Annotated in this window: 25 protein-coding genes, 1 tRNA gene and 1 pseudogene; 13 read left to right on the top strand and 14 right to left on the bottom strand. The window is 68.9% G+C overall.

Annotated elements, in window-relative coordinates:
* The first annotated feature begins 39 nt into the window (after positions 1–39).
* From ABZ297_RS33680 to ABZ297_RS33630, 11 genes are all read left to right on the top strand, one after another.
* Positions 40–453, top strand: a complete 414-nt coding sequence (locus ABZ297_RS33680; RefSeq protein WP_355354825.1) for a hypothetical protein — start codon at positions 40–42, stop codon at positions 451–453.
* A gap of 328 nt (positions 454–781) precedes the next feature.
* On the top strand, positions 782–1,261 hold the full coding sequence (locus ABZ297_RS33675) for a hypothetical protein (protein ID WP_355354823.1): 480 nt from the start codon (positions 782–784) through the stop codon (positions 1,259–1,261).
* A gap of 74 nt (positions 1,262–1,335) precedes the next feature.
* On the top strand, positions 1,336–2,052 hold the full coding sequence (locus tag ABZ297_RS33670; RefSeq protein ID WP_355354820.1) for a GntR family transcriptional regulator: 717 nt from the start codon (positions 1,336–1,338) through the stop codon (positions 2,050–2,052).
* A gap of 122 nt (positions 2,053–2,174) precedes the next feature.
* Positions 2,175–2,600 (top strand): plasmid replication, integration and excision activator, encoded by a 426-nt coding sequence (locus ABZ297_RS33665; RefSeq protein WP_355354817.1) that lies wholly within the window; start codon positions 2,175–2,177, stop codon positions 2,598–2,600.
* The gene (locus ABZ297_RS33660) at positions 2,601–2,867 is read left to right on the top strand and encodes a hypothetical protein (protein WP_355354814.1); all 267 of its coding nucleotides are present in this window, start codon (positions 2,601–2,603) and stop codon (positions 2,865–2,867) included.
* Positions 2,864–3,181 (top strand): hypothetical protein, encoded by a 318-nt coding sequence (locus tag ABZ297_RS33655; RefSeq protein ID WP_355354812.1) that lies wholly within the window; start codon positions 2,864–2,866, stop codon positions 3,179–3,181. The genes ABZ297_RS33660 and ABZ297_RS33655 overlap by 4 nt, the downstream gene beginning before the upstream one ends.
* Before the next feature lie 84 nt (positions 3,182–3,265).
* Entirely contained in the window at positions 3,266–4,693 is a 1,428-nt protein-coding gene (locus ABZ297_RS33650) for an FtsK/SpoIIIE domain-containing protein (RefSeq protein WP_355354809.1), read from the top strand.
* Positions 4,690–4,893, top strand: coding sequence for a hypothetical protein (locus ABZ297_RS33645; protein WP_355354806.1), 204 nt, complete (start codon positions 4,690–4,692; stop codon positions 4,891–4,893). The genes ABZ297_RS33650 and ABZ297_RS33645 overlap by 4 nt, the downstream gene beginning before the upstream one ends.
* The gene (locus ABZ297_RS33640) at positions 4,890–6,503 is read left to right on the top strand and encodes a replication initiator (RefSeq protein ID WP_355354803.1); all 1,614 of its coding nucleotides are present in this window, start codon (positions 4,890–4,892) and stop codon (positions 6,501–6,503) included. The genes ABZ297_RS33645 and ABZ297_RS33640 overlap by 4 nt, the downstream gene beginning before the upstream one ends.
* Positions 6,500–6,691: a helix-turn-helix domain-containing protein gene (locus ABZ297_RS33635; RefSeq protein WP_355354801.1), complete on the top strand. Its 192-nt coding sequence runs from the start codon at positions 6,500–6,502 to the stop codon at positions 6,689–6,691. The genes ABZ297_RS33640 and ABZ297_RS33635 overlap by 4 nt, the downstream gene beginning before the upstream one ends.
* A complete protein-coding gene (locus ABZ297_RS33630) occupies positions 6,688–8,052 on the top strand; it encodes a tyrosine-type recombinase/integrase (RefSeq protein ID WP_355354798.1) in 1,365 nt (454 codons plus the stop codon). The genes ABZ297_RS33635 and ABZ297_RS33630 overlap by 4 nt, the downstream gene beginning before the upstream one ends.
* A 222-nt stretch (positions 8,053–8,274) precedes the next feature.
* Here ABZ297_RS33630 and ABZ297_RS33625 read toward each other — a convergent pair.
* Positions 8,275–8,356: transfer RNA gene (locus ABZ297_RS33625), tRNA-Tyr, on the bottom strand.
* A 338-nt stretch (positions 8,357–8,694) separates the two neighbouring features.
* Between ABZ297_RS33625 and ABZ297_RS33620 the strand changes: the two genes are divergently transcribed.
* Positions 8,695–9,195: a YajQ family cyclic di-GMP-binding protein gene (locus ABZ297_RS33620; protein WP_355354795.1), complete on the top strand. Its 501-nt coding sequence runs from the start codon at positions 8,695–8,697 to the stop codon at positions 9,193–9,195.
* A gap of 123 nt (positions 9,196–9,318) precedes the next feature.
* On the opposite strand, the gene ABZ297_RS33615 is transcribed toward ABZ297_RS33620, so the two are convergent.
* The 5 genes from ABZ297_RS33615 to ABZ297_RS33595 form a co-directional block, all read right to left on the bottom strand.
* Entirely contained in the window at positions 9,319–9,948 is a 630-nt protein-coding gene (locus ABZ297_RS33615; RefSeq protein WP_355354792.1) for a response regulator transcription factor, read from the bottom strand.
* 15 nt (positions 9,949–9,963) lie between these two features.
* On the bottom strand, positions 9,964–11,193 hold the full coding sequence (locus ABZ297_RS33610; RefSeq protein WP_355354789.1) for a sensor histidine kinase: 1,230 nt from the start codon (positions 11,191–11,193) through the stop codon (positions 9,964–9,966).
* Complete coding sequence (locus tag ABZ297_RS33605; protein ID WP_355354786.1) at positions 11,187–11,909, bottom strand: ABC transporter permease; 723 nt, start codon at positions 11,907–11,909, stop codon at positions 11,187–11,189. The genes ABZ297_RS33610 and ABZ297_RS33605 overlap by 7 nt, the downstream gene beginning before the upstream one ends.
* Entirely contained in the window at positions 11,906–12,622 is a 717-nt protein-coding gene (locus ABZ297_RS33600) for an ABC transporter ATP-binding protein (protein WP_355354783.1), read from the bottom strand. The genes ABZ297_RS33605 and ABZ297_RS33600 overlap by 4 nt, the downstream gene beginning before the upstream one ends.
* A 75-nt stretch (positions 12,623–12,697) precedes the next feature.
* Entirely contained in the window at positions 12,698–13,513 is an 816-nt protein-coding gene (locus ABZ297_RS33595) for a glycerophosphodiester phosphodiesterase family protein (protein ID WP_355354780.1), read from the bottom strand.
* 133 nt (positions 13,514–13,646) lie between these two features.
* Here ABZ297_RS33595 and ABZ297_RS33590 point away from each other — a divergent pair, with 133 nt between their 5' ends.
* Positions 13,647–14,117: an NUDIX domain-containing protein gene (locus ABZ297_RS33590; RefSeq protein WP_355354777.1), complete on the top strand. Its 471-nt coding sequence runs from the start codon at positions 13,647–13,649 to the stop codon at positions 14,115–14,117.
* Here the strand turns inward: ABZ297_RS33590 and ABZ297_RS33585 are convergent.
* The 8 genes and pseudogenes from ABZ297_RS33585 to ABZ297_RS33550 all read right to left on the bottom strand — a co-directional run bounded on the left by ABZ297_RS33585 (position 14,092) and on the right by ABZ297_RS33550 (position 24,511).
* The gene (locus tag ABZ297_RS33585; RefSeq protein ID WP_355354774.1) at positions 14,092–15,579 is read right to left on the bottom strand and encodes a hypothetical protein; all 1,488 of its coding nucleotides are present in this window, start codon (positions 15,577–15,579) and stop codon (positions 14,092–14,094) included. The two genes, ABZ297_RS33590 and ABZ297_RS33585, sit on opposite strands and share 26 nt — an antisense overlap.
* Before the next feature lie 248 nt (positions 15,580–15,827).
* Positions 15,828–16,679 (bottom strand): zinc metalloprotease HtpX, encoded by an 852-nt coding sequence (gene htpX / locus ABZ297_RS33580; RefSeq protein WP_355354771.1) that lies wholly within the window; start codon positions 16,677–16,679, stop codon positions 15,828–15,830.
* 383 nt (positions 16,680–17,062) lie between these two features.
* The gene (locus ABZ297_RS33575) at positions 17,063–18,739 is read right to left on the bottom strand and encodes an NADH-quinone oxidoreductase subunit N (protein ID WP_355354768.1); all 1,677 of its coding nucleotides are present in this window, start codon (positions 18,737–18,739) and stop codon (positions 17,063–17,065) included.
* Positions 18,736–20,373 carry an NADH-quinone oxidoreductase subunit M gene (locus ABZ297_RS33570; protein WP_355354765.1) on the bottom strand — a complete coding sequence of 546 codons (1,638 nt, stop codon included), beginning with the start codon at positions 20,371–20,373 and terminating at the stop codon, positions 18,736–18,738. Before ABZ297_RS33570 ends, ABZ297_RS33575 begins: the two co-directional genes overlap by 4 nt.
* Positions 20,370–22,349: an NADH-quinone oxidoreductase subunit L gene (locus ABZ297_RS33565; RefSeq protein WP_355354762.1), complete on the bottom strand. Its 1,980-nt coding sequence runs from the start codon at positions 22,347–22,349 to the stop codon at positions 20,370–20,372. Before ABZ297_RS33565 ends, ABZ297_RS33570 begins: the two co-directional genes overlap by 4 nt.
* 314 nt (positions 22,350–22,663) lie before the next feature.
* Positions 22,664–22,966 (bottom strand): annotated as a pseudogene (gene nuoK / locus ABZ297_RS33560) (NADH-quinone oxidoreductase subunit NuoK); the annotation flags it as partial.
* Positions 22,966–23,529 (bottom strand): NADH-quinone oxidoreductase subunit J, encoded by a 564-nt coding sequence (locus ABZ297_RS33555; protein ID WP_355354759.1) that lies wholly within the window; start codon positions 23,527–23,529, stop codon positions 22,966–22,968. The gene ABZ297_RS33555 and the pseudogene nuoK, both read right to left, overlap by 1 nt.
* A 676-nt stretch (positions 23,530–24,205) precedes the next feature.
* Positions 24,206–24,511 carry a hypothetical protein gene (locus ABZ297_RS33550; RefSeq protein ID WP_355354756.1) on the bottom strand — a complete coding sequence of 102 codons (306 nt, stop codon included), beginning with the start codon at positions 24,509–24,511 and terminating at the stop codon, positions 24,206–24,208.
* Positions 24,512–24,588 lie beyond the last annotated feature (77 nt).

The raw sequence follows: 24,588 nt of genomic DNA, 5'->3' as shown, positions 1-24,588 counted from the left end.
GGATAGGTAAGAAAAGTATCGGCAACCATGCTGTCCGGCATGACAACGCCAGTCAGATGCACAGAGTGCGAGGGACGAGGCTGGAAGATCGTCACCCGGCGCGGCCACGTGGCGGCTTCGGGGCTGGGTCTGGCGGCATCCACCCAAGAGGACTGCCTGCACTGCACGGGTCCGGCCGAGACGCCGCAGGAGCGGTTCGAGTGGGAAGTCCGCATCGCCTCGGAGCAGGGTGAGGCCCTGGGACCGTGCGGGTCCTCTGCCTTCCAGGCCACCGCGATGGACGAGCTGCGCAAGGCGATGCGGGGCATGCCGGGTGACGCCTCTATTCGGGGCAGCATCGTGCACAAGGTCTTTGACTTCGGTGCGGGTGCGGACGGCTGGTCAAGCCGTCATATCTTCCGGGCATATCTCGACCCGGCGGGTTCCGTACTATTTGAGCGGGTCGCCAAATGATCGCCCCCATGATGATCGGTACGGATCCCTGCCAGTCGGCCGAGCTCCTGCAAGAGGCTTTGCGTCACGACGGAATCAAGGCCGATGTCCATGACGGTTATGGGCTGGCGTTGGTTTCGGTCTGGGTGGGCCTGGTCGTATGGTGCGACGGTGGGCGCTTTTGGTGGCGTACCGGGTGGAATGCCGGCCGTCGGCGCGTCATTTATGCCTGGCATCCGGCGACTGATCCATTTCGGGCGGCTCGCCGTATCGCTATGCGGTACGAGGAATTGCGTAGCCAGCAATGCACTGAGGTGGGCCGACACGAGGCGCCCTCTGCGGAGCCTCAATGAACACGTGGGAGCGTGTTGGGAGCCGCGCAACGATCGTGACCATGGAGCACAGCCCCGCCTCCACGCGGGCCTACCGATCTATGTTGATCGGGCGCGAAGGGCGGGTGGTGGCGGTGCTGCGCGAGGGCAACGTCGCTCTCCTGAAGCTCGACGGCGAGTGGTACGACCTTCCGGAAGGTGCGCAGCGTTGGGCTGTCGCGTGGGATGACCTTGCGATTCATGAACCGACGGGCGAGTCTGAGGTCGCTGTCCAGACGTACGTGGCCGGCTTCACGAGAGAGGGCCGCGTCCTGAAGCAGCACGCCGTCGCACCTGGAACGAAGGTCGCCATTTGTTCTTCGCCGGTCAAGCCGTTGCCCTTCTGCGGTTGGTCGCTGACCTTCTCCCCCACTGCCCCTCAGGCGTGCGCGAAGTGCCTCACGCTCCTCGATGCCCTTGATCGAGACGGCAGTAAGGTCACTATGCCTGCACCCTGATGGGGCCTGACAAGCACATCCTTAGCCGGTACTGTGCTTGTGCGCATGAGTGCAAGAGCGAACGGGCGGTTGAGATGAGCATGGACTTCGCCCCACCGAAATACGCCCAGGTGATGCGGGCCATTCAAGAGCGTATCGAGTCGGGCGAGTACGCCCCGGGCGACATGCTGCCGTCCGAAACACAGCTCGTGCGCGAATTGGGCGTCGGCCGAACCACGGTGGTGCGTGCGCTTCAGACGTTGGCCATGCAAGGTTGGATCGAGCGCGAACACGGGCGTGGCTCCTTTGTGAAGGGTCGTCCGGAGAGCGCGGCCGAGCGGGTACGGCCCAGCCAGATGACTACCGAACAGGGCGAGAGCGCCGATGCGGTGGTGGAAGCCGGGCGCGTTCCAGCCCCACGGCATGTAGCGCGTCTGCTGGGTGTTGCCGAGCAAACCCCAGTGATCATGCGTAAGCGGGTGGCTCGACAGGCGGACGTGATCTCGGCCGTGGAGACGGTCTGGGTGCCGCTGGAGCATGCCATCGGCACCGACCTGGACAAGCCCGAACCCCTGCGGCGCGGCATCCGCCAGCACCTCCAGGCGGTCAAGCACCTGCGCTTCGACCACATCACCGAGCGAGTCAGCGCGCGCATGCCCACTCAGGAGGAAGCCGAGCTGCTCGGGTCATCCAACCCGGTCCTCGGCGTGCTGGCCACCGTGCATGACCCGGCCGGCGACGTGCTGATGGTGGCGAGCCTGGCCCTGCCCGGGAGCCTGCACGAGCTCGAAGATGTCTTCAAGGTGAGCTAACTCTTACCCGCCACTTACCAGTCATCCACTTGTGCGGATGAGTTGCGATAACTTACTCTCAACTCATGCGGACAAGTGGACGAGCGATCGAAGGGCTCTCCACCGCTATCGAGAGGAACAGCATGGCAATCCAGGGACCCATCCCCGTCACGTACAACATGGTCTTCCCGCACGGCTGCTACATCGTCGGCGAGGTCGAGCCCGTCAAGGACTTCGACGCCTCGTCCAACGGCCGGTTCGTGCAGGCCCGCGACAAGCAGACCGCTGAGCTGGTCTGGCAGGTCGCGGTCATGGACGGTGACCCGACCCTCAAGCCCGCCCAGAAGACCGTGGCGGTCAAGATCCTGGCCCCGGTCCAGCCGGTGCCGCCGTCTCCGATGCCGGGGCTGCCGTTCACGCCGGTCGAGTTCGACGGCATCACGATCACGCCGTACGTCAACGCCGCCGGTCGCCTCGCGTACTCGATCAAGGTCCGCGAGATGCACGCACCCCGCCAGACCACCCAGCCCACCCAGAGCAAGGCTTCAGCCGGAAAGGACGCCGCCTAAATGACCCGTCGCCGTACCCCGCGCACCAGCGTGATCCGACTGACCACTGGGCACGCCGCCCGCACCCTCAACCACCCGTTCACCCGCCGGGAGCCCGTCCTGGCGCTCGACTTCGGCGCCACCTCCGTCCTGGTCACCACCGGCGGACCCGTGACGGCCGATGACCTGGAGTTCGCGCGCCAGCTCGCCCGCGAGGCCCACCGCTTCGCCCGCTCCCTGGAGCGCAGCTTCTACGGGCTGCCCGACGGCAAGGGGGTCGCGGCATGAATCTCGGCCCGTACACCTACGTCACCCTGTCCCTGCGCCCGGAGTCCACGCCGCACGTCGGCGTCTCCTTCCACACGCCCGACCTCAAGGTTCGCTCCGGACTCCTGCTCAGCAGCCCGCGGCCGTACCTGGAGTTCAACTCTCACGAGGCCGACGTGCACATCTCCACCACCGGAGCCGGGCCGGTCACCGACACCGACCTGGCCACCGCCAGAGAGATCTTCACCGCTGCCGCTCGCTACCTGGCCGAGTGCGAGCAGTTGCACGCCGAACAGTCGGCCACCACCAAGGGCGCCACCGACCCGGCGGCCTGACATCAGGCGGGGCCGCTGGAAGCGGCAACTTCCGGCGGCCCCTCGGTTCTCCCCTGACTCCACATCACGAGAGGTTCCCAGCTTATGTTCAAGCGGCTGCCTGGCGACGAGGCGCGCAACCTCGTCTCCACCACGCCCGACACGGCCGTCGTCTTCCGACCGGCCGTCGTCAAGACTCCCGCCATCATCACCATCGTCATCCTGGTCTGTCGGATGCTCGCCGGGCTCGTCCGTACGATCTGGCGCCACCCCATCGCGTCCATCATCCCGGTAGCCTTCGGCGCTGCCTGGTACTTCTACGGCTGGCCGCTGGCGGCATCCCTGCTCGGCACCGTCGTCTTGGTCCTGGCCTCGTGGGCGTTCATCGACCGGCCGTCGTTCGCCCGTCTCGTCGGCTACCGGCTTCTGGCCTGGTGCCGGCTCGTCTGGATCTACCGGCGGCACTGGCAACCCGTCATGATCGTCTCAGGTCTCGGCCGGCACCTCCGGGGCCGCGACTACCTCCCCCGGCTCGGCAAGGTCACCTGCACCTCGTGGGCCGACCTGGTCACCGTGCACATGCTCAAGGGACAGGCCGTCAAGGACTGGGCTGACCGCACCGACCACCTGGCCCAAGGCTTCGGCGCGAAGTCGTGCCGCGTGACCCTATCCCGGGCCGGACGGCTGACGCTGACCTTCCCGCGCAGCGATCCACTCGCCTCGCCCCTGCCAGCGCTCGCCATACCGGAGGAACCGACCGTGGGGCCGGTCGAGATCGGCAAATGTGAGGATGGGCGACCGTGGCGGCTCAAGGTGCACGGCACCCATGTCCTCGTCGCGGGCGCGACCGGGGCCGGCAAGGGGTCGATCATCTGGTCCGTCATCCGCTCCCTGCTCCCCGCCGCCCGTGCGGGCCTGGTCGAGTTGTGGGCATTGGACCCCAAGCTCATGGAGCTGTCCTACGGGCGCGACCTGTTCGGCGATCGGTACGCGGCCACCCCCGAGGAGTGCGCCGACCTGCTCGACGAGGCCGTCTGCGTCATGCAGAAACGGGCTGCCCGCTTCGCCGGACTCCAGCGCTCCCACACACCCACCGTCGATGATCCGTTCGTCCTGGTCGTAGTCGATGAGGTGGCGTTCCTGACCGCCTACCAGTCCGACCGGCAACTCCGGCAACGCATCTCCGCAGCGCTGGCCACCCTGACCACCCAAGGGCGCGCGGTCGGCGTCGGCGTCCTGGCCGCACTCCAGGACCCGCGCAAAGAGGTCATGAACATCCGCAACCTCTTCCCCGACAAGATCGCCCTACGACTCGACGAGTCCGAACAAGTGGACATGGTCCTCGGCGACGGCGCACGTGATCGCGGCGCCCTCGCTGACCACATCTCACCCGTCCCGGAGATCGGCGCGGGCGTCGGCTACGTACGGCTGGAAGCCAGCCCCGAACCCCTCCGGGTGCGCGCCGCATACGTCTCCGATGCCGACATCCGCGCCATGGTCGACGCCTTCGGCCCGCGCGAGGGTGCGGCATGAGGATCTGCTTTCACGGCACCGCCGACGAAATCAGCCTGGTCGCAGGCCGCCCGCTGATGGTCCTGCTGACCGCTCACGACCTGCCCCGCATGCGGGTCTTCGACCTCTACGACCCCCGCGTCCACGCTCACCCGGACCTGGAGCGCTACCGGCTCTGCGCCCGGCTGGCCGAAACAACCGGCGAAGGGAGGACCGCATGACCCATGCGCACGATCGCGCTCTCCCCCGGGCTATCCGCCAAGCCATGCCGATGGCCCGCGACGTCCTGGAAGAGGTCGCCAAGCTTCACGGGGTTTGCATCAGGCCCGTCCCGCTGCGTCGGCTCGACATCGTCACCGGCAAGTCCGAGATCATCGACGTTCCGTGCGGGGCCGTCCTCGCCAGCAAGTGCCCGCCGTGCGCCAAGCGCAACCGGCAGCTCCGCATGGCTCAATGCCGCGAGGGCTGGCACCTCGAGGCCGAACCGACCATCACGCCGGATGAGCCGAACGAGGAGCAGCGCTGGCTGGTCGAGTTTCGCGCCGACATGCAGGCCAAGCGCGACGCTGCCGAACAGGCCGGCGACGACACCACCGACCTGGACGCCGTCCTGTCCGGCCTTGATGACGAGATCAACGCCGCTGGCATGCGAGGCAGCGTCACCGGATCTGCGGTGCCCAAGCGCACCCGCTCGACCCGGCGTCGGCAGGACGCACCCGACCTGCCCAAGCGCAAGATGACCAACACCACCCTTGGACGCACCTTTACCAGCGCCGACGGCAAGACCTACCGGCCGTCGCTGTTCGTCACACTCACCCTGCCCAGCTACGGCAAGGTCCGTGACGGCGTCCCGATCGATCCCGACACCTACGACTACCGGCGCGCTGCCCAGGACGCGCTGCACTTCTCCAAGCTCGTGGATCGCTTCGTGCAGAACCTGCGCCGGGTCGCGGGCTATGACGTGCAGTACTTCGCGGCCGTCGAACCGCAAAAGCGGCTCGCCCCGCACTTGCACATGGCCATCCGAGGCACCCTGCCTCGTGCCGAGATCAAGCAGATCGCCGCGGCCACCTACCACCAGGTGTGGTGGCCTCAAGCCGACGAGGTCCGCTTCGAGGGCGATCAGCTGCCGGTGTGGGACGAGGAGGCCGGCTATCTCGACCCGGCAACCGGCGAGGTCCTGCCCACCTGGGACGAGGCCCTCGACGCCCTCGAGGAAGACGCCGAGCCGCTCCACGTGATCCGCTTTGGCAATCAGGTGGACGTGCAAGGTGTTCTCGCCGGTACGCCGGACGCTGACCAGTGCATCCGGTATCTGTCCAAGTACCTGACCAAGTCCATCGGCGAGACCCTCGATGGCGGCCAAGCCCAGCGCGAGCACGCCGCACGCATGGTCGATGCCCTGCGCTACGAGCCGTGTTCGCCGACATGCCCGAACTGGCTGCGGTACGGCGTCCAGCCCAAGAACGCCAAAGCCGGGATGGCCCCCGGCCAGTGCCGATCCAAGGCGCACAAGCCCGAACACCTCGGCTACGCCGGACGTCGGGTCCTGGCCTCCCGTAAGTGGTCCAACAAGACCCTCGCTGAGCACAAGCAGGATCGCCGTACATGGGTCCTGGAAGCCCTCGGCCAAGCCGACGAACCCACCGACCCACACCGCTACATCTGGAGACCCGTCCCGGCCGGAGACGCCAACGTGCCCCCGCTGGCTATCCGTCTCCTGCGCACCGTGGCCGAACGCCAACGCTGGCGAGCTCACCTCAGAGGGCTGGAAGCCAGAGCAGCCGGACAAGACCTTTCGGCAACCGAGGACCTGGGGAGGGCCGCATGACCAGGCGAGACGAACTGCTGACCGTGGCCCAGGTCCTCGACGAACTCGGCGGAGTATCCCGCCGCACCTTCTACCGCTGGCGCGAGATCGGCAAGGCGCCTGAAGGCATCCGCCTGCCCAACGGCGAACTCCGCATCTACCGCAGCGATCTCAACGCCTGGCTCGAATCCCTCCGGAGCACCGCATGACGACCTCGTACGACGTGAAGTTCTTCGAGATCAGCCGCAACAAGTCCAGCAAGACACCCTCGTACGTCGTCCGCTGGTCCGTCGCCCGCAAGCGCTCCTCCAAGACCTACCGAACCAAGGCTCTGGCCGACAGCTTCCTGTCCGACCTACGGCAGGCCGCCAAGCGCGGTGAAGCGTTCGACGTGATGTCCGGGCTGCCCACATCCATGATCAAGGCCAAGGACGCTCAGAGCGTCCTGGAGTTCGCCCAGGCGTTCATAGAGATGAAGTGGCCACACGCGGCGGCCAAGAGCCGCGACAGCATGTCCGACGCCCTCGCAACGGTCCTGCCCGCACTGAGCAAGGATCGAGCAGGCCGCCCGGACACTCGCGAGCTTCGCACCGTCCTGCGCAAGTGCCTGCTCCTGCCAGAGGACAAGCGACCGGATGTGCCGCAGCAGCACAGCGCGGCGGCGGCCTGGCTGAAAGCTGCCTCGCTCGACCTGGCGAGCCTGGAGGAGGCCAAGACGGTACGGCTCGCCCTGCACGCCCTGACCTTGTGCCTCGACGGCAAGGCGGCGGCCTCCACAACCATCGCCCGCAAACGCGCCGTCTTCCACGCTCTCTTGGAGTACGCGGTGGAACTGGAGGAACTTTCAGCAAATCCGCTCCACAAGATCAAGTGGAAGCCACCCAAGACAACGGAGACGGTGGACCCTCGCGTCGTGGTGAACCCGCGCCAGGCGCAGGAGCTGCTGACCGCGGTGACCTACGTAGGACAGCGCGGCAGGGGCCGGCGCCTCATGGCTCTCTTCGCCTGCATGTACTACGCCGCCCTACGTCCGGCCGAAGCAGTCGGCCTACGACTGCAAGACTGCCACCTGCCCACGCCCGGCTGGGGGCGGCTCACGATCGACGTGTCCCGGCCAGAGGTCAACACCCAGTGGACCGACAGCGGAGACGCCCATGAAGAACGCGGCCTCAAGCACCGTGGCAGGCAAGACGTCCGCCCGGTGCCCATCCCACCAGAACTGGTCAAGATCCTTCGCGAGCACATCGCGGAATACGGCACAGCCAAGGACGGCCGCATCTTCAGCAGCGAACGGGGCGGCGTCGTGGCCTCAACCGCCTACACCGAGGTCTGGCAGGCCGCTCGCCTCCTAGCCTTCACACCCGCCCAGGTCGCCTCTCCGCTCGCCAAACGCCCGTACGATCTCCGGCACGCGGCCGTCTCACTCTGGCTCAACGCGGGCGTCTCAGCCCCGGACGTGGCCGAGAGGGCGGGCCACAGCGTCGATGTCCTCCTGAGGGTCTACGCCAAGTGCATCGACGGCCAACAGGAGATCGCCAACAAGCGGATTGGCGACGCACTCGCCGCATGACCACGTCCCAACCGCACCCAGAGCCCCGGCCCACCACCGGGGCTCTTCTTCTTGGCCGCGTATTGGCCGAATCGGACCACCGACCTGCGGAAACGCGCTCAAGATCATTGCACGTATATTGGTGGACCAGCGACAACGGGCCGCTCAGAGCGGCATCCGGCTGCACACCCCCTGAAACGCAGAAGAGGCCCCGTAGGGCCTCTGAGCTGCGCTTACTGCGTGTGGCAGGTGCAAGGTTCGAACTTGCGTAGGCTGAGCCGACGGTTTTACAGACCGCTCCCTTTGGCCACTCGGGCAACCTGCCGTGTCTTCCGCGCTGCGGCGACACACAGAAGAATAGCGGACTTCCGGCGTACACGTGACACCAGTTTGTCCCGCGTCCGATCATGCTCGCCGGGCTTCCCGGAGCATCACCCGTCTCACGAGTACTCATCCGTTCCGCTCGAAAGGCGCCGGTTCGTTGACCTTCGGGAACGGTTCGTCCGGTAACTGGCCACTCGCCTGATCCCTATCATTCCGGTCGAGAACGCTGATCCAGCGGCATCCAAGCCAGAGCAAGGGCCAGGACACGCCTCCCGTTCTGCGCGGGTGGGCCGATGCTGGCTAGGCTCACCGCCTAGAGCTTTCGCAGCAGCTGAGAGGATGTGCGTTTTGGCCGATTCATCTTTCGACATCGTCAGCAAGATCGACCGCCAGGAGGTGGACAACGCGCTGAACCAGACGGTCAAGGAGATCGGGCACCGCTTCGACTTCAAGGGCACCGGCGCGAGCGTCGGCTGGTCCGGGCAGACCGGTATCGAGATCAAAGCCAACAGCGAGGAGCGGGCGAACGCCGCACTCGACGTGCTCAAGGACAAGATCGTCAAGCGGGGGCTCTCGCTGAAAGTCCTGGACGCGGGCGAGCCCAAGCTGTCCGGCAAGGAGTACCGCATGCTGGTCACCCTGAAGGAGGGCATCGACCAGGAGCACGCCAAGAAGATCTCGAAGCTGATCCGCGACGAGGGGCCCAAGGGCGTCAAGGCGCAGATCCAGGGCGAGGAACTGCGGGTCAGCTCGAAGAAGAAGGACGAGCTCCAGGACGTCATCACCCTGCTCAAGGGCAAGGACCTGGACATCGCGCTGCAGTTCGTGAACTACCGCTAGAGACACCCCTGCACTTCGGGGATCGCGGAGGGCGAAACCGGGGCACACGGCCGAGCACGCTGTCCACGAGGGCACGCGTCTTCTCCTGTGCCTCGGGCCACCCACCTGCCTACGCGTAAGCGCCTATCGGGTGTCGGTGGCCGGCCTGAGCAGTCCGGTCTCGTATGCTGCCGCGACCGCGGCCGCCCGGTCCTTCACCTCGAGTTTGGCGAAGATGTGCAGCAGATGCGTCTTCACGGTCGCCTCGGTGATGAACAGTTTCGCGGCGACCTCGCGATTGGTCGCGCCACGGGCGATGAGCCTGAGCACCTCGAGTTCCCGGCGGCTCAGCGTCTGCTGCTCCGGCGTGCGCGCCTTGTGCGTCAGCACGCCGGCCACGGACGGGGACAGCACCGTCTCACCGCGGGCCGCCGCCTGCACGGCGCGGCGCAGTTCCGCGCGCGGGGTGTCCTTGAGCAGATAGCCGGTGGCCCCCTGCTCGATCGCGGGCAGGACGTCGGCGTCGTTGTCGAAGGTGGTCAGGACCAGCACGCGAATGCCGGGCGTCTGCTCACGCAGCCGGCGGATGACCTCTGCGCCGCTCATCTTCGGCATCCGCAGGTCCATGAGGACGACGTCCGGGGTGGTCCGCATGGCCAGGACGAGAGCTTCGGGCCCGTCGGCCGCTTCGCCGACGACCTCGAAGGCGTCGTCGGCGGCGAAGATCCCGCGCAGCCCGTCGCGGACGACTGGGTGGTCATCCACGATGATCATACGAATCGGCATATGTCACGATCCCGACTCCGAGACGGCGGGGATGGCAGGGACGGTAGCAGAGATCCCCGTCCCCTGGCCGGGGGCCGTCTCGATCTCGAAGTTCCCGGCCAGCCGGATGACTCGCTGGCGCATCGCGACAAGTCCGAAGCCGCCCGTGTCCGAGGAGCCCGCCGACTCAGGGCTGAAGCCGGAGCCGTCGTCGCGTACGTCCAGCACCACGACGTCCTCCATGTATGACAGGGTGAGGCCGACCCGGGTGGCCGAGGCGTGCTTGCCGACGTTGGCCAGCGCCTCCTGCGCCACCCGCAGCAGGGCGATCTCCACCTCCGCGTGCAGCGGACGGGAGTCGCCCGTGATCGTCACGGAGGCGGGGACGCCGGTGGTCCGCGTCCATTTCCCGGCGATGTCGTGCAGGGCGGTGGCGAGCTGGGCCTCGTCCAGCGGCGCGGGACGCAACGCCTGAACGGATCGCCGGGCTTCGTTCAGGCTCTCTCTGGCCAGGGTGCGCACGGTGTTCAGCCGCGAGCGGGTGGCGGGGACGTCGTCGATCGTGCTGTCGGCGGCTTCGAGCTGGGTGAGGATGGCGGTCAGCCCCTGCGCGATGGTGTCGTGGATCTCCCTGGCCATCCGCTGCCGCTCCCCGAGCACGCCGGCCTCGCGGGCGCTGGTCAGCAGCTGGGCCTGCAGGTTCGCGTTCTCCTCGGCGAGCGCGGCCAGCTTGGCGCCGGCCTCCTGCAACTGCGCGATCATCACCTTGCGGTTCTCGTTCTGGTCGCGGATGGCCTGGCCGACCATGCCGATCGCCGAGGCGACCAGCAGCGCGACGAGGAAGGAGAAGAGCATCTGGCTCGGGGTTCGTCCCTGATCGGGGCGGGCGACGACCAGCACAGCGGCCGTCGCAGCCACCCCTGCGTACGCCCACCACCCGCGAATCAGGGTGAAGGACTGGACGAACATCCCCAGGGCCGTCACCGTGAACAAGGTGTCGACGCTCATCAGCGCCCCGATGAGGCCGAGCTCCACGGCGAAGTAGATGATCAGCGCCACCGGTCTCTCGATCCAGCCGGGATGCGCCGTGACCATGAACCAGTGCCAGGCTCCGGCCAGCAGCGCCAGCGCCAGCGCGTCCGGCCTCCAGTCCCGCAGCAGGGCGAAGGCCGCAGGAAGCAGGATGAAGAGGTACGGCAGGGCGGGCCAGACCCGATCCCAGCGCGAGGCGGCGGGGCCGCCGGTGGCTACCACCGGAAGGCCCTGAGGGCGACGCCGCCGGCGACGATGGTGATCGCGACCATGACGCCCAGGGTGATCGGGGACATCGCGGCGCCGGTCCAGCCGTCGCGGATCGCCTGAACTGCGGGGGCCATGGGGGTCAGGTCGCCGATGGCACGCATCGAGCCGGACATGGTCTCGCGGGGGATGACGGCGCCGGAGAGGAAGCCCATCGGAAAGAACAGGGCCAGCCCGATCACGGTCGCGGTGCGACCGCTGGGGACGAGCGCGCCCACGAGGAGGCCGATGGCGCTGAGGCTCAGCGCGCTGAGCACCCACGCCAGAAGAACGTTCCCCGAGTTCGCGGGCGCCGTCAGCCCGTAGGCGGCCAGGCCGATGACGATCAACAGCACCGTCCCGAGCGCGGCCAGCAGCATGTGAGCGGCCCACTGGGCGCCGAACAGCATGGTGGACGAGGCGGGAGTGGCACGCAGCCGCTTCAGCACCCGGCGTTCTCTGTACCCGGCCAGGGTGGCGGGGAGGACGACCAGTCCGGCCAAGCCGATGACGAAGATGCTCAGCATCGGCACCGTGGCGTCGATGGCCGGCAGCCCGCCCGGCAGGGGTTTGCCGCTGCGCATCTTGACCCACAGCATGATCGCAGGGAAGGCCAGGGCGAAGAACGCCGACATCGGATCACGCATGATCAGTTTGAGCTCGACCGCGATGACGCTCGTGATGCCTTTCATGCCACGTCCTTTCCGGTCAGCGCGAAGTACGCGCCCTCCAGCGAATCGGATCGCCCCTTCGCGATCAGCTCGCTCGGGCCGCCCTCGGCGATGACGCGGCCCTGGTCGATGATCGCGATGCGGTCGCACAGCGCCTCGGCCTCGTCCATGAAGTGGGTGACCAGCACGACGGTGATTCCGCGCTTGCGCATGTCGCGGATCAGACCCCAGGTCGTGCGGCGGGCGGAGGGGTCCAGGCCCGTGGTGAGCTCGTCGAGGAAGACGACCTCCGGATTGCCGACCAGGGCCAGGGCGATGAACAGCCGCTGTTTCCAGCCGCCGGACAGGCTGGCGAAGCTGGCGCGCTTCTTGTCGGCCAGGCCCCACTCGTCCATGAGCGCCCGCCAGTCAGCGGGCCTGTCGTAGAAGGAGGCGTACATCCGCAACGCCTCGCTGACCTTGATCGCGTCGGGCAGCGCCGCCTCCTGCAGCTGGGCGCCGATGTGCTGCAGCAGCTCGCGCCGGTTGGTCTGCGGGTCCAGACCCAGCACCCGCAGGGTGCCGCTGTCCGGCCGCCGTAACCCCGACGCGCACTCCACGACCGTGGTCTTACCCGCTCCGTTGGGGCCGACGATTCCGAAGATCTCGCCTCGTTCCACCCTCAGGGAGACACCGTCTACCGCCTTGCCGGCTTTGTAGCTCTTGCGAAGGCCGTCGATCTCGATGACTGTCATGCATTGAGAGTCTCCGGCGGCCGACGCCTTCGGAATCCACCGATCGGTTGATGGGGCAGGGGGTGCGGGGCGCTCCTATACGAGCGCCTTCGTCTCGGATCGGCACACGTCCGGCTTGTTGGTGATGATGCCGTCCACCCGGTAGGAGACCAGGCGGCGGATGGTGTCGGGGGTGTTCGCCGTCCAGGTGAAGACCTCCATGTCCTGGTCGTGGACGCGCCGGACGTAGTCCGCGGTGAGGTTCTCGTACGGCGGGTTGATCTTCTTCGCGAACTTCGCCAGCTTCGGCAGGTCCGCGACGGCCGGGGTGCCCAGCAGGCCGACCGGCACCTGGGGCATGACCTGGTGGAACGTGCGCATGGAGTCCCAGCTGAAGGACTGCACGACGACCCGTCCGAGCCACGAGGGGTGGCGCCGCAGCTCGGCCGCCACGCGTGTCTCGATGCCTGGGTAGAGCTGCGGCTCCTTGATCTCCAGCAGCAGGTCGAGCCCTTCTCCGTCCATGGCGCGCAGCGTGTCCGCGAGCGTCGGCACGGGCTCGCGCCTGTACTCGGACGCGAACCACGATCCGGCGTCGAGCTTACGGACCTCGGCGAGCGTGAAGTCGCCCACGTTCCAGGGCGCCCGGCCCGGGAAGACCTTCTCGACGTCGGTGGTACGGGCCAGCGTCGGGTCGTGCATAAGGATCAGCTGGTGGTCCTTGGTCTCCTGGACGTCGGTCTCGAACATGTCGGCGTGCTGGTCACGTGCCACCTCGAAGGCGGCGACGGTGTTCTCGGGCGCGTACGCGGACGCGCCGCGGTGCGCGACGACGCTGATCGCGCCGGTGCCGCCGCCATGGGTGATCGCTGCCGCGGCAGCGACGAAAACGAGGCCGAGTCGCCAGATCATCGGGTCTCCTCAGGCTTGATGAGGGGCCTATGACTAGAACCTGACAACATGTCATGACGCGTGGTCGATGGCAGAGTAACTCAGAGATGCCCGGCAGATGAGCATTTCATCGGAGGACGCGTAAGCTCGGCCGGTGACAAGGATCCCGTTGCGCCGTTTCACGGCACGTGCCCTGCCCATCGACGATCAGGGCCGGGTGCTCCTGCTGCACGGCTTCGACCCCGCCAGGCCCGACGAGCCGTTCTGGTTCACGATCGGCGGCGGGTTGGAGGACGGCGAGACGCTCCAGCAGGCCGCCGCCCGCGAACTGCACGAGGAGGTCGGCATCAAGGCGGACGCGGACCACTTCACCGGGCCGTACGGAACGAACACCATCGAGTTCAGCTTCGCCGAGTACGCCATCACCCAGGATCAGACGTTCTTCGCGATCCGCGTCGACGACCCCACCGTCTCGTTCGCCAACATGGAGGGCATCGAGCAGGAGACCACCCTGGGCCACCGCTGGTGGAGCGCCGAAGACCTCGAAGCCACCGGCGAGACCTACTTTCCGGAGAACCTCCCGGCCATCCTGCGCGAGATCACGACGGGCGCAGCACCCGAGTAGCCCCCGTGACGAGCGCCGTCGCCAGGATCCAGCCCGCGACGATCAGGACGTAGGCCAGCCCCTGCGTCCAGCCCGCGGGGTCGAACAGCTCACGCTGCCCGAAGGCGGGAATCGGGAGCAGCAGGTCGAAGGTGTAGGCGAACGAGTCGAAAACCGGGCTTTCCGCGGGCTTGAGCGGGCGGGGCGGGTTCAGGCCGAACGCCACGGTCCCGGCCACGAGGAGCAGCGCGAACCAGATCGCGGCCAGCCAGGGACGGTATCCGTACCCGACGGTGACGTCCAGCAGCCAGCCCCAGACACGCTGGCCCTGCCCGTGCGTCTGCCGCCTGGCGCGCAGCTTCGCGAGCTGGGTGCGGCGGGCGAGCGCGTCGTTGCCGTCCCTGAGGTACCAGGCCGCGAGCTGCTCGTACGGCTGCGGCCTGAAGCCCTCGGGGTCCCGGCTCACCCATTCGATCCGGCGGCCGACGCCGCCCCCGCGCAGCCGGTCGTAGGTCAGGCCGTTCAGTCTCAGCTTCGCGGGCCAGGTGTCGGGGAGGTCGAGCACGGTTCCGGCGCGCGTGTGCGCCAGCGTGACCACGCCGTCGACCGGCGCTGCCGGGGTGAGTTCCAGTTCGCGGACGTCCATGTGGCTCGCGTAGAGCGCGTACGGCGTGTCGGGACTCTGGACGGTGCCGCCGAGGGTGAACGTCCCGTTGATCCTGGCGCCGCGCAACCGCAGGCATCCCACGGCCGAGAAGCCGTCGGTGCACTCCACCGTGTCCTCGACGACCATGTTGTCGGCGAACAGGGCGTTCTTGCCCGGGTTGCGGAGGGTCGTGCCCCGCATGTACAGGCCGCCGTTCAGCCGGGAGCCGACCAGGTTGACGCCGCCGGTGAAGTCGGCGTTGCGGAGGTACGTCCCGGAATCGACCACCATCGTGTTCGCGTAGAGGGCCCAGTCGTCGTCGCCGGTGACCTTGGTGCCGCCCAGCCAGAGCCCGCTCTCGAACTGGGCGCGGGCCACCCGGACCGTCCCCTCGACGATCGAGCCCGACAGGCTGAGATGCCCGGCGGTCCGCATGCCGCCGCCGCTGAAGCCCGGCAGATGGCAGTCGGTCAGCCGGACGGTCCGGGTCGTGGACCCGGCGAGATCAATCGGTTCGTCCAGATGGCAGCCGCTCAGCACCAGCTCGTACGGCACATCGCCGCCCCGGATCACCAGTTGGCCGGTGATCCGCGCGCCGTGTAACCGGACCGCCGGGACGGAACCGGCACCCGCGTCGCGAGCGCCGAGCAGCAGCCCCGCGATCACGCTCGCCCGGATCGTGCGCTCCGGCCCCCAAGTGTCGCCGTCGGTGGGTGCGTTCTGCCCCGCCACGCACCCGGGACCGATCGCGGGCGGTGCCAGCTCCACCGCCTCTCCGGTGGGAAAGGCATTCCACAGCTCGCGCTCGGCGTCGGTCAGCCGCGAAGATCGCCCCATGTGACGATTGTTGCGGGGGTTGGCGGGCTTTCCAACCATGATCCCGATCCTGGACGCAGCTCGTCAGTCGGAGAACTCGACGCCGTTCAGGCGGCGGCGGTTCATTTCAAGGCGGAAGACGTCAGGGCGGTGGAAGTGGCCCCCCGGGGACGACGTTCTGCCGCTCGGCGCTGAGAGTGGCAGGGTCGATATCGGCCAGCACGAGGCGCTCAACAGGCCTGCCCTGGGGTTCCCGGTCTGGCTGAGGGTCAGCGGCGGTAGCCGGCCATGCGCTCGAGCCGGGCGACCCGCTCCGAGGTGGGCGGGTGGGACGAGAACAACCGGCCGAAGCCGGAGCCGCTGAACGGGTTGGCGATCATCATGTGGGACGCGGAGGTCAGGCGGCTGTTCTCGGGGAGCGGAAGCCGCCGAGCACCCATCTCGATCTTGCGCAGCGCCGAAGCCAGCGCCAGGGGGTCGCCCGTCAGTCTGGCCCCGGACTCGTCCGCCTGGTACTCGCGCGTCCTGGAGATCGCGAGCTGGACCATCCCGGCGGCCACCGGCCCCAGCACCATCATCAGCAGCGCCCCGAGGAACCCGGGCCCCTCGTCGTCATCGGAGCCACCGAAGAACACCGCCACGTAACTCAGCCAGGTGATCATCGTGGCCAGCGCCCCCGCCACGGACGAGATGAGGATGTCGCGGTTGTACACATGCGACAGCTCATGCCCGATCACCCCGCGCAACTCGCGCTCGTCGAGCAGCTGCGTCAACCCGTACGTCACGCAGACCGCCGCCTGGCGCGGGCTCCGCCCGGTGGCGAACGCGTTCGGCTGGACGGTGGGCGACAGGTACAGCCGGGGCATCGGCTGGCGAGCCTGGGTGGAGAGCTCGCGCACGATCCGGTACAGGGTCGGCTGCTCGACCTCGCTGACAGGCCGCGCCCGCATGGCCGACAGTGCGATCCGGTCGGAGAAGAAGTAGGCGACGCCGTTGCTCGCCAGGGCGAGCAGGAACGCGATCTGCACCCCGGTGCCGCCGCCCAACCACGCGCCCACCATGAGAATCAACGCAGACAGGCCCCCCAACAGGGCAGCGGTGCGCAGACCGTTGTGGTGCATGGTTCCCCCCTTACGTGATCCGGGTTCACCCCCTCCAACGACGGAACGCCGCTCCAACGTTCCCCGCTGCAACCATCCAATGGCACAGAGCCCCCCATCCCCCCTCCACCCCGAACACCACCCACAAAACCCCGCACCAAAGGCCACCCCGCACCGGCCAAACCCCACCACCAGCCGAAACATCGCCCCGCGACCAGTCGGAAGCCCACCTCCTGGCCTCAACGCCAGCCCGCACACCTCGCCAAGAACCCCCGAACGACCCACCCCACAACGAACCAAAACCCAACCCCAGGCCCCAGCGCCAACCCGCACATCCACGAGAAAGCCCAGCCTCACGTCAGACCGAGGAGTCGCCCCAGGCGCGCCGAGCGCGTTGCTCGTGCTCAGCCGGAAGCGGAGAGCGACGTCATGCTGAGCACCAGTTGCGGCGCGACCGAGAACAGGACCGCGACTGCCACGGCGAGCCCGACGGCGATCCAGGTGGCGGGCGGCGCGCGGCGAGCTCCACGGGCCGCCCCGTCGGGTGTGAACAGTCGCGCCGTCCACACGATGTAGTAGTAGAGCCCGATCACGGTGTTGACCGCCATGACCACCGCCAACCACCCGGCCCCACCGTGGACGATCTCCCGGAAGACCACGACCTTGGCGAACAGCCCTGCGAGCCCAGGCGGCAACCCGGCCAGACAGATCAGGCAGAAAGCCAGCGCCAGGGCCGCCACCGGGCTCCGGAACGCCAGCCCACGGTAGTCGTCGAGCTCGTTGCGGGGCGCCGCCCGGGACACCAACATGACCACGGCGAACGCCCCGAGGTTCATCGCAGCGTAGATCACCAGATAGGCCAGGGAGGCCCCCACGGCCCCTGCCACCGGCAACGCACCGCCGACCCCGGCTCCTCCGGCACCGGCTGCTCCCGTCGCCCCTCCTCCGGCACCGGCTGCTCTTGTCGCCCCTCCTGCGGCGGCGACCGCGAGCGGCGCCAGGATGTAACCCGACTGGGCGACCGACGACCAGGCCAGCAGGCGGACGGCCGAACGTTGACGCATGGCGAGCAGGTTGCCCGCCGTCATCGTGAGCGCCGCGACGATCGCGACCACGGGGGTCCAGGTGGACGCCTGGCCGGCCAGCGTGGCGACCAGGATGAGGATGAGCCCGGCGAACCCGGCCGCCTTCGAGATGACCGAGAGCAGGGCGGCGACCGGGATGGGAGCGCCCTGGTAGACGTCCGCCGCCCAGGAGTGGAACGGGACTGCGGCGATCTTGAAGCCGAACCCCGCCAGCACCAGCACGACCCCGACCGTGACCACCATCGGCAGCCCGCCGGAGATCTCCGGTGTGGACGAGTACGCGCCCGTCCCTCCCCCACCGGGGACCGTGACCTTACCGCTGAGCACCTCCGCGAGCCGGGACAGGAAGACACTGCCGCCCACGCCGTACAGCAGGGACACGCCGAACAGCATGATGGCCGTCGACACGACCGACACAAGGAAGAGCTTGACGGCGGCCTCGGAGGATCGTCCGTCGTACCGTTTCAACCCGGTCAGGGCGAAGACCGGGAGCGAGGCCAGTTCGAGCGCCACCACGAGCATGATCAGGTCGCGGGAGGCGGGCAGGGTGACCGCGCCGACCAGCGTGCAGAGCAGCAGGAAGTACCACTCGCCGACCGGGATGCGGCCGCCCGCCAGTTCGGTCATCGACAGCAGCACCACCACGACGGCGGCGACGAGGATCAGCCCGGCGAAGACCAGCGTGAACTGGTCGACCACGAAGGAGCACAGGCCTTGACCGCCCGGCGCCGCCGCACCGGACGTACCCGCCCCTACCGATAGGGCCCCGGCGAGTTCGTGGGGGACGCAGAATGTCGCCAGCGCCCCGCCTCCGCGTATAGCCTGCGCCACCACCAGGCCGAGCGAGACCAGCACCCCGGCGAGCGTGACCAGCCCGAGCGAGATCCTCGTCGTCGGCCGGGCGGGCAGGAACGCGTCGAGCAGCAGCATCAGGCCTGCTACCACCGCGAGGACCAGCGGCACCGCGATCACGAAGTAGTCGATCTGCTGGATCATGAGATCGCTCCCAGCAAGGTCTGCACGGCCGGCGTGGTGAGCGAGAGCAGGAGCTTCGGCCAGAGCCCGAGCAGCAGGATCAGCACGATCAGCGGCACCCAGGCGACCAGCTCATATCCGTGAATGTCCGGCAGCGCCGTGCGGCCCCCCGCAGGCAGCCGACCGCTGACGCCGAGGGCGTCACGGTCGGCGGCGACGCTGGCGGGAGGTCCGTGCGACCGGCCGCCCGCTACGGCGGGGATCAGCGAGGCGGCTGCCGGAAGGCCGTGCGTGACGCGGGAGAGCATCACCAGGAAGTACGCGGCCGTCAGAACGGCACCGATCCCGCCGATGACCATGAAGGTGAGGAACAGCCCGCGTGGCAGCCCGTCACCGGGCTGGAAGGCGCCGAGGAGGGCCAGCATCTCCCCCCAGAACCCGGCCAGCCCCGGCAGCCCGAGCGAGGCGATGGCGGCGAACGTGAGAACCGAGCCCAGGTGCGGGAGGGTCGCCAGCATGCCGCCGCCCAGGGAGCGCATGTCGGCCGTGTGGTAGCGCTCCTTGACCGCCCCGGCGAGGAAGAACAGCAGGCCCGTGATCAGGCCGTGGGCGACGTTGGCGAACAGGGCGCCGTTCACGCCGACCGTGGTGAGCGTGGCGAAGCCGAGCAGGACGAAGCCCATGTGCCCGACCGACGAGTAGGCGATCATCCGTTTGAGGTCGCGCTGGGCCAGGCAGGCCAGCGCGCCGTAGACGATGCCGACCACGGCGAACGCCCCCAGCCACGGCGCCACCGACTCGGCGCCCTCGGGCAGGACGGGGATGGCGATCCTGGCGAACCCGTACGTACCCATCTTCAGCAGGACCCCGGCCAGCAGCACCGACCCGACGGTCGGGGCCTCGGTGTGCGCGTCGGGAAGCCAGGTGTGCAGCGGCCACATCGGTGTCTTGACCGCCAGCCCCGCGCCGACGGCCACGAACGCGAGCACCTGCACGGCCCTGGACATGCCGGTGCCGTGCGCCCGGCCGAGCGCGAGCACGTCGAGTGTTCCGGTCTGGGACCAGATGAGCAGCAGGCCGAGCAGCATCACGACCGAGCCGAGCAGCGTGTAGAGGATGAACTTGATCGCGGCGCTGCGCCGCCCCGCCCCGCCCCAGATCGCGATCAGGAAGTACATCGGAATGAGGACGATCTCGAAGAACACGAAGAACAACAGCAGGTCGAGGGCGAGGAAGGTGCCGAGCATCCCCACCTCGAGCACGAGCAGCGTGAACACCAGCGCTCTCGGCCGGGCGCCGCCGGGACGCGGGTGCAGGAGCTGGCCGGGGGCGTGCCCGCCGCGCCAGCTCAGGTAGGCGAAGCAGAGGAAGGTCAGCAGCGCCGTCAGCGCGACCAGTGGCAGCGAGATGCCGTCGATGCCCAGGTGGAAGTGGATGCCGAGCCCCGGGATCCACTCGTGGTCGGTGTCGAACTGCGGTTGCGCGGCGCGTCCGTAGTCGAACGTGACCACCAGCGCCACGGCGATCGCCAGGGTCACGCCGGACACCGCCAGCCCGAAACCCGGCAGGATCGGACGGACCGTGTTCGGCGCCACCACAAGGAGCAGCGCGCCCAGCAGCGGTACGGCCAGCAACGCGACCGGCAGCCAGTTCATGTGAACACCACCGCCCCCACCGCGATCAAGAGGACTCCGGCCAGCACGCCGCTGATGTACAGCTGGACGTTGCCGTTCTGGACGAGCCGCAGCACCCCCGACAGCCCGCGCACGGACCGGCCCGAGCCGCGCACGGCTCCGTCGACCACCACGTCGTCGGTTCTGACGACGATTCGGGCCAGGGCCAGGATCGGGCGGACGAACACGGCGGCGTACAGAGTGTCGACGTAGAACGCGCGCTCGCACGGCGCCAGGAACGGCCCCAGCAACCGGGCGGGATCGCGCACCGGGTCGCTGCGCCAGAACGCGTAGACGGCGCCGCCGCCGAGCAGCGCGAGCGCCACGCTGACGACCGCGACGGACGCTTCGATGTGCAGGCCACCGGCGAGACCGAGCAGTAGGGAGGGAGCCGTGAGCAGCACGACCGGCACCATCATCGTCGGCGGCGCCTCGCGGACGTCGATCACGTGAGCCGTGCCCGGCTCCGGTTCCGGCAGAGCGAGGGCACGCGCGTCGCCGAAGAACGTACGCAGCCAGGCCCGCGTCGCGTACGCCCCGGTGACGGCGACGGTCGCGAGCGCGCAACCGTACAGGAGGAGGCCGGCGGCGTCAGTGAGACCACCGCCGGCGAGCGCCCGGTCCATGGCGAGGAGCAGGGCGTCCTTGCTGAAGAAGCCGCTGGCGGGAGGGAGGCCCATGAGCGCGGCGAAACCCACCGTCATCGCGACGAACGTGATCGGCATCGACCGGCGCAACCCGCCCATCTGGCTCATCAGGTTGGACCCGACGTGGTGGATCACCACCCCCGCGCACAGGAACAGCAGCGCCTTGAACGCGCCGTGGGTGATCAGATGGAAGATCGCTGCCCTGTCGGACCCGGCCGCCAGACCGCCGGCCATGTAGGCGAGTTGGCTGATCGTCGAGTATGCGAGGACCCGTTTCAGGTCGTCCTGGGCGAGCGCGGCCAGGGCGGAGGCGAGCATGCCGAGTGCTGCGATGACGGCGAGCACGTCGAGCGTGGGACGGGCGGCGAGGAACGCGGGGAAGAGCCTGGCCACGATGAAGATCCCGGCGGCCACCATGGTGGCGGCGTGGATGAGCGCGCTGATCGGCGTGGGACCCGCCATCGCGTCGGGCAACCAGGTGTGCAGCGGCACCTGGGCGCTCTTGCCCGCGACCCCGGCGAGCAGCAGCATCGTGGCGGCCACCAGCGTGCCGGAGGACATCTCCGGCACCTTCGCCAGCACGTCCGGGATGCGGAAGCTGCCCGCCGAGATGCCGAGCACGAAGATGCCGAACAGGAAGCCGACGTCGCCCAGCCGCGTGACGAGGAACGCCTTGATCGCGGCCCGGGAGTTGGCCTTGTCCTCCCACCAGTGGCCGATGAGCAGGTAGGAGCACAGGCCCATGACCTCCCAGCCCACGTAGAGGACCAGCAGGTCGCCCGCGTAGACGACGAGCAGCATCGCGCTGGTGAAGAGGCTGACGAACGCGCTGTAGGACGGGTAGCGCGGGTCGTCGCTCAGGTAGCCGACCGAGTACACCTGCACGGCGAGCGCCACGAGCGTGACCAGCACGCCGAGCAGGCCGGACAGGCCGTCGGCCTGGAGGGTGAGCGAGATGGGGATGCCGCCGGTCTCGATCGCCCCGTAGGCGTGGGTGACGTCCGCCGCCGCAGAGCCGTCGAGGAACGCGAAGCCCGGCCCCCAGGCCAGCCAGAGCGCCAGCACCCCGGAGACCGCTGTCGGCAGGACAGCGATCCAGGCCGCCCGCGCGTGCGCGGCCCTGCGCTCACTGCCGCCCGCCACTCCCGCGTGCCCGGTCGCGCCCGATGCGCCTGCGTTTTCAGAACCCGCGCCAGGGGGGCTCCCCTCGCCGATGCGCGGAGCGTGCCCGTGAGGCCGGCGAGACAGCAGCAGGCCCGCGAAGGCCGCCACGAAAGGCAGGAGCACGGCCAGCAACGGGAGATTCGTCATTGCCCGCCCCCTCGCCTGATGTGATGCCCGTCGCCGCGCCCGGAACCGGCCTGGCCCTCTCCGGATCCGAGCGCGTTCCCTGTGCGGCCGGAGGACGTGCCACCGCCTTCGCCCGGATCGGGACGATCAGCCGCCCCGGCCGCTCCCTGCTCGCCGGGCCTGGCTCGCCCTTCCCCCGATCCCGCCGGGCCGTTGCTCCCTCCGCCCGCATCGGGAGCAGGCTCACCTTCGGATTCCGCCTCGCCGGTGGGGCCGTTAGCGGCCCGGCCAGAGAGCTCGGACGAGTCGTCGCCTGTCTCCCCCTGGTACGCGGGTTCGGCGAGGGCGCGGAGGTGGTCGATGTCGACGGTTCTGCGGTTGCGGAAGAGCGCCAGGACGATGGCCAGGCCCAGGCCCACCTCGGCAGCGGCGATCACGATGATGAACAGCGTGAGCACCTGACCGCTGTGCAGCCGGTCGCCCAGCCATACGTCGAAGGCGACCAGGTTGAGGTTGACGGCGTTGAGCATGAGCTCGACCGACATCAGCACGAGGATCGTGTTGCGCCGCGCGAGCACGCCGTAGACGCCGACGGAGAAGAGCAGCGCGGAGACGACCGCCGGGTAGACGATGTGCACTAATGACCCCCGGTCTGATCTGAAGGCGAACCGCCGGGTATGTCGGTGCGGGACAGAACGATGGCGCCGACCAGGGCCGCCAGCAGGAGGACTGACAGCGCCTCGAACGGCAGCACCCAGGCGCTGAACACGCTCGCGCCGAGCTCCTTCGCGGCGCCGTGGCCGGGTTTGAGCGGCGCGTACGCCGTGCGGAAACCGTCGACGACCACCGTGACCAGGACGGCCGCCGTCGCCACCGCCACCAGGACGGCGACCCACCGGTTGCCGCTGTCGAGATCCGCGGAGCGGCCGATCGGCGCGCGGGTGAGCATGATGCCGAACAGCAGCAGGACGACCACGGCGCCCACGTAGATCAGCACCTGCACCCATGCCACGAACTCCGCCGTGAGCACCAGGTAGCTCCCGGCGAGAGCGCCGAAGGAGACCACGAGCCAGAGGGCGGCGTGGACGAGTTGTCTTGTTGTGACGACGAGCAGCGCCGATCCGACCGCTACCGCGCCCAGCAGCAAGAAGACGACCTCTTGCCCGGTGGGTGACAGGTAGGAGGGCACCGCCTCGGTCACGACTCCTCCTCGGACTCCCTTGTCTCGTCAGGGCCGAGCCGCCCAGGTGGACGGATGGACCGGGGATCGGCCATCCTGCGCCTACGCGGGCTCGCGCCAGAAGTCTGCCCCTCCGGCCCGGACCTCAACGGAGGCTCGCCCGAGGTTGTGGACAACCCTTCCTCAGGTCGCCCTCCTGTGGACAACCGCTCGCCCTGCCCTGTGGACGACGGTCCGCCACCACCCCCGTGTCCTGTGGACGACGCCTCGCCCTCACTCTCGCTGCCTGTGGAAAACTCCTCGCCGGCGTCCGCCCCTGTGGACAAAGGGGTCCCTGTGGCGGAAGCGCCCGCCTCCGGCACGTGTCCGGATGCGGAAGGGTCGACGTCCGGCACCTCCCCGGACGGCCTGCCGGCGCCTGCGGCCTGTCCGTCCTCCGCCTGCGGCTCCGTGGAGGGCGTGCCCGCGCCGTGCTCGTCCACAGGACGATCACCGCCTGTGCCGGGTGGTGTGGACGGATCAGTCTTCGACTCCGTCCGGGCGCGCTCTGTGGATTCGCCCGAGGGACGGGACGGCAGCGCGCCAGGCGGGCGGATGTTGCGCACGTTCGCCAACGACCGGCGCGGACGCCCAGGCCTTCCCGCTGCCGGGGCGCCCGTTTCGGACGCGTCGCCCGAGGAGCTCGGGGCCTCGCCTGTCACGGCGTCCGGGCTCGCGGAGGCCCCCGACGCACCTGGGGAAGGCTCAGAGGTTCCAGGGTGAGACGGTTCGCCGGCAGCAGGCGGCCGGTCGGCTCCCCCAGCGGGAGGACCCGGAACATCTCCACCGGCACCGGCCGCCGGACCCGCAGCCTCCGCGCCGGCATCAGCCGCTCGGCCCGCAGCCTCTCGGCGAGCATCACCGGTCCGACCTGCGGCCTCTCCGCGAGAGTCCACAGTTCGGCCTGTGGATTCTTCAGCGGTAGCGGCCGTTCGGCCGGCAGCCTCTCCGGCGGCGGCGTCACGGCTCGATGGCGCGCCACGGGCGCCCGACGGGCCGCTCGGGGCCGGTCCGGTCGCGCGAGGCGTGGCCACCGGCCCC

Origin of the sequence: Nonomuraea sp. NPDC005983 (assembly GCF_040614375.1) — a bacterium.
GTDB lineage: Bacteria > Actinomycetota > Actinomycetes > Streptosporangiales > Streptosporangiaceae > Nonomuraea.
This window is presented reverse-complemented; position numbering and strand designations above follow the sequence as displayed.

Excerpts from the sequence above, each read along its gene's own strand:
- ABZ297_RS33680 (WP_355354825.1), top strand. The coding sequence starts at position 40 with ATGACAACGCCAGTCAGATGCACAGAGTGCGAGGGACGAGGCTGGAAG.
- ABZ297_RS33675 (WP_355354823.1), top strand. The coding sequence starts at position 782 with ATGAACACGTGGGAGCGTGTTGGGAGCCGCGCAACGATCGTGACCATG.
- ABZ297_RS33670 (WP_355354820.1), top strand. The coding sequence starts at position 1,336 with ATGAGCATGGACTTCGCCCCACCGAAATACGCCCAGGTGATGCGGGCC.
- ABZ297_RS33665 (WP_355354817.1), top strand. The coding sequence starts at position 2,175 with ATGGCAATCCAGGGACCCATCCCCGTCACGTACAACATGGTCTTCCCG.
- ABZ297_RS33660 (WP_355354814.1), top strand. The coding sequence starts at position 2,601 with ATGACCCGTCGCCGTACCCCGCGCACCAGCGTGATCCGACTGACCACT.
- ABZ297_RS33655 (WP_355354812.1), top strand. The coding sequence starts at position 2,864 with ATGAATCTCGGCCCGTACACCTACGTCACCCTGTCCCTGCGCCCGGAG.
- ABZ297_RS33650 (WP_355354809.1), top strand. The coding sequence starts at position 3,266 with ATGTTCAAGCGGCTGCCTGGCGACGAGGCGCGCAACCTCGTCTCCACC.
- ABZ297_RS33645 (WP_355354806.1), top strand. The coding sequence starts at position 4,690 with ATGAGGATCTGCTTTCACGGCACCGCCGACGAAATCAGCCTGGTCGCA.
- ABZ297_RS33640 (WP_355354803.1), top strand. The coding sequence starts at position 4,890 with ATGACCCATGCGCACGATCGCGCTCTCCCCCGGGCTATCCGCCAAGCC.
- ABZ297_RS33635 (WP_355354801.1), top strand. The coding sequence starts at position 6,500 with ATGACCAGGCGAGACGAACTGCTGACCGTGGCCCAGGTCCTCGACGAA.
- ABZ297_RS33630 (WP_355354798.1), top strand. The coding sequence starts at position 6,688 with ATGACGACCTCGTACGACGTGAAGTTCTTCGAGATCAGCCGCAACAAG.
- ABZ297_RS33620 (WP_355354795.1), top strand. The coding sequence starts at position 8,695 with ATGTGCGTTTTGGCCGATTCATCTTTCGACATCGTCAGCAAGATCGAC.
- ABZ297_RS33615 (WP_355354792.1), bottom strand. The coding sequence starts at position 9,948 with ATGATCATCGTGGATGACCACCCAGTCGTCCGCGACGGGCTGCGCGGG.
- ABZ297_RS33605 (WP_355354786.1), bottom strand. The coding sequence starts at position 11,909 with ATGAAAGGCATCACGAGCGTCATCGCGGTCGAGCTCAAACTGATCATG.
- ABZ297_RS33600 (WP_355354783.1), bottom strand. The coding sequence starts at position 12,622 with ATGACAGTCATCGAGATCGACGGCCTTCGCAAGAGCTACAAAGCCGGC.
- ABZ297_RS33595 (WP_355354780.1), bottom strand. The coding sequence starts at position 13,513 with ATGATCTGGCGACTCGGCCTCGTTTTCGTCGCTGCCGCGGCAGCGATC.
- ABZ297_RS33585 (WP_355354774.1), bottom strand. The coding sequence starts at position 15,579 with ATGGGGCGATCTTCGCGGCTGACCGACGCCGAGCGCGAGCTGTGGAAT.
- htpX (WP_355354771.1), bottom strand. The coding sequence starts at position 16,679 with ATGCACCACAACGGTCTGCGCACCGCTGCCCTGTTGGGGGGCCTGTCT.
- ABZ297_RS33575 (WP_355354768.1), bottom strand. The coding sequence starts at position 18,739 with ATGATCCAGCAGATCGACTACTTCGTGATCGCGGTGCCGCTGGTCCTC.
- ABZ297_RS33570 (WP_355354765.1), bottom strand. The coding sequence starts at position 20,373 with ATGAACTGGCTGCCGGTCGCGTTGCTGGCCGTACCGCTGCTGGGCGCG.
- ABZ297_RS33565 (WP_355354762.1), bottom strand. The coding sequence starts at position 22,349 with ATGACGAATCTCCCGTTGCTGGCCGTGCTCCTGCCTTTCGTGGCGGCC.